This window comes from Isoptericola sp. NPDC057191, from assembly GCF_042670225.1.
GTDB lineage: Bacteria > Actinomycetota > Actinomycetes > Actinomycetales > Cellulomonadaceae > Isoptericola.
In genome coordinates, this window is the sequence record NZ_JBHUWC010000227.1 from 1 (window position 1) to 5,523 (window position 5,523).

The window sequence follows — 5,523 nt, forward strand, 5'->3', positions numbered from 1 at the left end:
CCCCACCCACCTCCCGTTCACCGTCCACGGCACCGGCCGCGTCGCGGGCGGTGCCGTGGACGTCGACGCGTCGGCCTCGTCGCAGTTCGTCTCCGCCCTCCTGCTCGCCGGCGCGCGGTTCGAGCGAGGGCTCACGCTGCGGCACATCGGCACCACGCTGCCGAGCGTGCCGCACATCGCGATGACCGTGGCCACGCTGCGGGACGCGGGCGTCGAGGTGGACGACTCCCGCGACGGCATCTGGCAGGTGTCGCCCGGCCCGGTCGCGGCACGGGACGTGCGGGTCGAGCCCGACCTGTCCAACGCGGCCCCGTTCCTGGCCGCCGCGCTCGTCGGGGGCGGCACCGTTCGCGTGCCCGGCTGGCCGACCGAGACGACCCAGCCCGGCGGCCTGCTGCCGGACCTGTTCACCCGGCTCGGCGCCGAGGTCCGCCGTGACGGCGACGTCCTCGCCGTCACCGGCACCGGTGCCGTCCGCGGCGTCGACCTGGACCTGCGCGCCGCGGGCGAGCTCGCCCCGACGTTCGCCGTGCTCGCGGCCCTCGCCGACTCCCCCAGCCGCCTGCGCGGCATCGCGCACCTGCGCGGTCACGAGACCGACCGGCTGGCGGCGCTCGCCACCGAGATCACGCGGCTCGGCGGGCGGGCCGAGGAGACGCGCGACGGGCTGGTCATCACGCCGCGGCCGCTGCACGGCGGGCTGTTCCGCACGTACGCGGACCACCGCATGGCCACCTCCGCCGCACTCCTCGGGCTCGCGGTGCCCGGGGTGCGCGTGGAGAACGTCGCGACCACCGCCAAGACCCTGCCCGGCTTCGACGCGCTGTGGCTGCGCATGCTCGGACCGGCCGCCGCCACCGGGGTCGAGGCCTGATGGCCCGCCGCGCCGTCGACGAGCACGCGCAGTACGCGCGGCCCTCGAAGCGCGGCTCGCGCCCCCGGACCAAGCAGCGCCCCGAGCACGCCGACGCCGTCACGGGCATGGTGACGGGCGTCGACCGCGGGCGCTACACCCTCGTCGTCGACGACGGCACGCCCCACGAGCGGACCGTCCTGGCGATGAAGGCGCGCGAGCTCACCCGCACCCGCGTCGTCGTGGGCGACCGGGTGGACGTGGTCGGGGACACCACCGGAGACGAGGGCACCCTCTCGCGGATCGTGCGCATCCAGGACCGCTCGTCGGTGCTGCGCCGGACGGCGGACGACACGGACCCGTACGAGCGGATCGTCGTCGCGAACGCCGACCAGCTCGTCGTCGTCACGGCGCTCGCCCAGCCCGAGCCGCGCACAGGGATGATCGACCGCTGCGTGGTCGCGGCCTACGACGCCGGCATGGACGTGCTGCTGTGCCTCACGAAGGCCGATCTTGCCGACCCCGCGCCGCTGCGCGACCTCTACACGCCCATCGGCGTCGAGGTCGTCGTCACGCGGCGCGACGACCCGACCAGCGTCGAGACCGTCCGCGAGCGCCTCGCCGGCCGCACCTCGGTGCTGGTCGGCCACTCGGGAGTCGGCAAGTCCACGCTCATCAACGCGCTCGTGCCCGACGCCGACCGCGCCACCGGCGTGGTGAACGACGTCACCGGGCGGGGTCGGCACACCTCCACCTCTGCGGTGGCGCTCCGGCTGCCCGCGGGCGGGCCGGACGGCGTGGTGGCCCCGGACGGCACGGCCGACATGGACGACGGCTGGGTGGTCGACACCCCGGGCGTCCGGTCGTTCGGGCTCGCGCACGTCGAGACGGGCCACCTCCTGCAGGCGTTCGAGGACCTGGCCGACGTCGCAGCCGACTGCCCGCGCGGCTGCACGCACCTCGCCGACGCCCCGGACTGCGCCCTCGACGACTGGCTCGCCGCGTCCTCGGACGACGAGCGCCCTGCGCGCGAGGCCCGCGTGGCGTCGTTCCGACGACTGCTGACCGCGCGCCACACCGCGGACTGAGCCCGCCGCCAGGCGCGAGTCTCGTCCCCCACAATCGTCAGGCAGAACTTGTCAGTCTGGCCTGACGAGTTTTACGGTGGGTGGGTGACCTCCTCCCCCGCTCCCACCCAGGCGGCCGAGGCCGCCCGTGAGCTGCGTTCGCTCGTCGGCCGGCTCCGCCGTCGCTTCATCGAGCTGAGCGACAACCAGGAGCTCACGCCGTCGCAGACGGCGCTGCTGTCGCGGCTGGCCAAGCACGGTCCCGCGTCGCCCGGCGCGCTCGCCGCCGCCGAACGAGTCCGGCCCCAGTCGCTCGGCGCCACCCTGGGGGTCCTCGACGAGCGCGGCCTCGTGCGCCGCGACCCGGACCCCACCGACGGACGTCGCCAGGTGATCTCGCTGAGCGAGGACGGCCGCGCGTTCGTCGAGGGCCGACGGGAGGCCGGGCAGGAGTGGTTGACCCACGCCCTGCAGGAACGCCTCACGCGGGCGGAGCTCACGACCGTCACCGACGTCCTGGCCCTGCTGGACCGCACGCTGCTGGACGACGCGCCGGCAGACGCCCCGGCCACCGACGGCCCCGCGGAGGCCGCGCGCCCGTGACCCTGCTCCACCGCCACGCCGCCGCACGCCCAGCCACCGCAGCCGCCGCAGCCCCCACCGCTGGCCAGGGCTACGACACCCGCCTCACCCTGCCGCTGGCCCTCGGCTCGCTGCTCAACCCGATCAACTCGTCGATGATCGCGGTGGCCCTGGTGCCCATCGGGATCGCGTTCGGTGCGCCGCCGGCGCAGACCGTCTGGCTGGTCACGGCGCTGTACCTGGTGACCGCGGTCGCGCAGCCGGTCGTGGGCCGCGTCGTCGACCTCGTGGGGCCCCGGCGCCCCTACCTGGTGGGCACGGCGCTGGTCGGCGTCGCCGGCCTGCTCGGCGCGTTCGCCCCGACGATCGGCGTCCTGGTCCTGGCGCGGGCGCTGCTGGGCCTCGGTACCTGCGCCGCATACCCGGCCGCGATGTCGCTGGTGCGGCGCGCGACGGACCGCTCCGGCGAGGGGCGCGGCACGGCGGCCGTGCTCACGGTCCTCGCCGTGACGAACCAGGTCGTGATGATCGTCGGGCCGACGCTCGGCGGGCTCCTCGTCGGGCTCGGCGGCTGGCGGGCGATCTTCCTCGTCAACGTCCCCCTCGCGGCGGCGTGCCTCCTGCTCGGCGGCCTCCGCCTGCCGCGCGCGGAGGGAACTCCCGTGACCGGCTCCACGGCGCGCCGGGCGTCCGTGGCCACGCGCCTCGACGTCGCCGGCGTCGTCCTGTTCGCCGCGTCGCTCACGTCGCTCATGCTCGTCCTCGTCGGCGCCACCCCGTGGTGGGTGCTCGCCGTGACCGTGGCGACGGGAGCCGGGTTCGCCCGGCACGAGCTGCGCACCGCCCATCCCTTCATCGACCTGCGGCTGCTCGGCGGGAACCGCCCGCTGCTGCTCACCTACGCCCGCGCCCTCCTCACGGCCACCGCCACCTACGCGTTCATGTTCGGCTACGTGCAGTGGCTGGAGCAGGGCCGAGGCCTCACCGAGGCAGCGGCCGGGCTGCTCATGCTGCCCACGTCCGTCGTCGCGGTCACGGTGGCGTCGGCCACGGGCCGGCGGGCGCCCGTCCGCGCGGCGCTCGTCGTCGGCGCCACCTCCCTGCTGCTCGGCGCCGCGGTGCTCGCCGTCGTGCAGCCCGACAGCCCCACGTGGCTCCTGGTGCTCGCCGGCGTCGGGATCGGCGGCATGCAGGGGCTGGCCGGGCTCGCGAACCAGAAGGCCCTCGCCCGACAGGCCGACGCGGAGACCGTCGGGGCCGCGGCCGGGCTGCTGCGCACCTTCATGTACGTGGGCGCGCTCGTCTCGACGGCCGCCATCGCCGCGCTGTACGCCCAGGGCCCCACGACCGCAGGCCTGCACGACCTCGCCCTCGCGATGGTCGCGTGCGCCGCCGCCGTCCTCGTCCTCACGCTGGTCGACCGCTCCCTGCGCAGACCTCCCGCACCCTCGAACCCCACGCCACCCGACACCACCGCTCCTGTCACCACCCATCCCGTCACCGCCCCTGGAGAGACAGCCTGATGCCCCTCACCACCCTCGACCCTCGCACCGCGCTCGTCGTCGTCGACCTGCAGGCCGGCATCCTCGCCATGCCCGTCGAGCCCCACGCGGCGGACGCGGTGCTCGCGCGCAGCGTCCAGCTCGCCGACGCGTTCCGCGCCCGCGACCTGCCCGTGGTCCTCGTGCGCGTCACCGCCGCGTCCGACGGCTCCGACGCCGTCCCCGGGCGGACCGACGCCCCGGGCGGCGGCGCCCGGCCCGAGGGCTGGGACGTCCTCTCGCCCGAGCTGCACACGGCGGCGTCGGACGTCGTCGTGACCAAGCGGAACTGGGGCGCCTTCTACGGCACGGACCTCGACCTCCAGCTGCGCCGGCGCGGGGTGACGCAGATCGTGCTGACCGGTATCGCGACCGGGGTGGGCGTCGAGTCCACCGCCCGCGCCGCGCACGAGCACGGGTACCACGTCTCGCTCGTCACCGACGCGATGTCCGACCGCTCCGCCGAGGACCACCGGCACTCCACCGAGCGCGTGTTCCCCCGCCTGGGCGAGTGCGGCAGCACCGCCGAGCTGCTCGCGCTCCTGGGCGACTGACCTCTCGGTCCTGCCCCGCGCGCCGGGGCGCTGGCCGCGCCGTCGGACCGCTACCGTGTGATCGTGTCGTACACCCAGCCGTCTCCCAGCCCGACCAGCGGCCCCGCGCGCACGTACGAGGACGACCTGCGCCTGGCCCACGTCATCGCGGACCAGGTCGACGCCATCACGATGTCCCGCTTCAAGGCGCTCGACCTGCGCGTCGAGACGAAGCCCGACAACACCCCGGTCAGTGACGCCGACAGGTCCGCGGAGGAGTTCATCCGCGCCCAGCTGCACCGGGCCCGCACCCGCGACGCGATCGTCGGCGAGGAGTACGGCTCCGCAGGCAGCGGTGCCCGGCGCTGGATCATCGACCCGATCGACGGCACCAAGAACTTCGTGCGCGGCGTGCCCGTGTGGGCCACCCTCATCGCGCTGGCCGACGGCGAGGACGTCGTCATGGGCCTGGTCTCGGCGCCCGCTCTCGGCCGGCGCTGGTGGGCCGCGAAGGGGTCCGGCGCGTGGACGGGCAAGTCGCTCGCCTCGGCCTCCCGGATGTCCGTCTCCGGCGTGAGCACGCTCGGCGACGCGTCGTTCGCCTACTCGTCGCTGTCCGGCTGGGAGGAGCACGGCAAGCTCAACGGCTTCCTCGACCTCACCCGCCAGGTGTGGCGCACCCGCGGGTACGGCGACTTCTGGTCGTACATGCTCGTCGCCGAGGGCGCTGCCGACGTCGCCGCCGAGCCTGAGCTCGAGGTCTACGACATGGCCGCCCTCGCGCCCATCGTCACCGAGGCCGGCGGCCGGTTCACCGCGCTCGACGGCACCCCCGGCCCCTGGCACGGCAACGCCGTCGCCACCAACGGCCGCCTCCACGACGAGGTCCTCGTCTACCTCGGCTGAGGTTGTGGGTACGAAATCGGCGAGAATTCCTCCGGGAATTC

At 75.2% G+C, this 5,523-nt stretch carries 6 protein-coding genes; all 6 read left to right on the plus strand.

Translation table 11 applies throughout. The annotated features are described in order from the left end of the window. Positions 1-874: 3-phosphoshikimate 1-carboxyvinyltransferase (locus ACFT55_RS18710; protein WP_380245352.1), on the plus strand; the 874-nt coding region annotated here is incomplete at its 5' end. After that, positions 874-1,941 (plus strand): ribosome small subunit-dependent GTPase A, encoded by a 1,068-nt coding sequence (gene rsgA / locus ACFT55_RS18715; RefSeq protein WP_380245353.1) that lies wholly within the window; start codon positions 874-876, stop codon positions 1,939-1,941. The genes ACFT55_RS18710 and rsgA, both read left to right, overlap by 1 nt. An 84-nt stretch (positions 1,942-2,025) precedes the next feature. Further along, entirely contained in the window at positions 2,026-2,523 is a 498-nt protein-coding gene (locus ACFT55_RS18720) for a MarR family winged helix-turn-helix transcriptional regulator (protein WP_380245354.1), read from the plus strand. Next, positions 2,520-4,025, plus strand: coding sequence for an MFS transporter (locus ACFT55_RS18725; protein WP_380245355.1), 1,506 nt, complete (start codon positions 2,520-2,522; stop codon positions 4,023-4,025). The genes ACFT55_RS18720 and ACFT55_RS18725 overlap by 4 nt, the downstream gene beginning before the upstream one ends. After that, positions 4,025-4,597, plus strand: a complete 573-nt coding sequence (locus ACFT55_RS18730) for a hydrolase (RefSeq protein WP_380245356.1) — start codon at positions 4,025-4,027, stop codon at positions 4,595-4,597. Before ACFT55_RS18725 ends, ACFT55_RS18730 begins: the two co-directional genes overlap by 1 nt. 63 nt (positions 4,598-4,660) lie before the next feature. Further along, positions 4,661-5,482 carry a histidinol-phosphatase gene (hisN, locus tag ACFT55_RS18735; protein ID WP_380245357.1) on the plus strand — a complete coding sequence of 274 codons (822 nt, stop codon included), beginning with the start codon at positions 4,661-4,663 and terminating at the stop codon, positions 5,480-5,482. The last annotated feature ends 41 nt before the right edge of the window (positions 5,483-5,523 follow it).

Coding starts and splice junctions, on each gene's coding strand:
- ACFT55_RS18730 (WP_380245356.1), top strand. CDS start 4,025: ATGCCCCTCACCACCCTCGACCCTCGCACCGCGCTCGTCGTCGTCGAC.
- rsgA (WP_380245353.1), top strand. CDS start 874: ATGGCCCGCCGCGCCGTCGACGAGCACGCGCAGTACGCGCGGCCCTCG.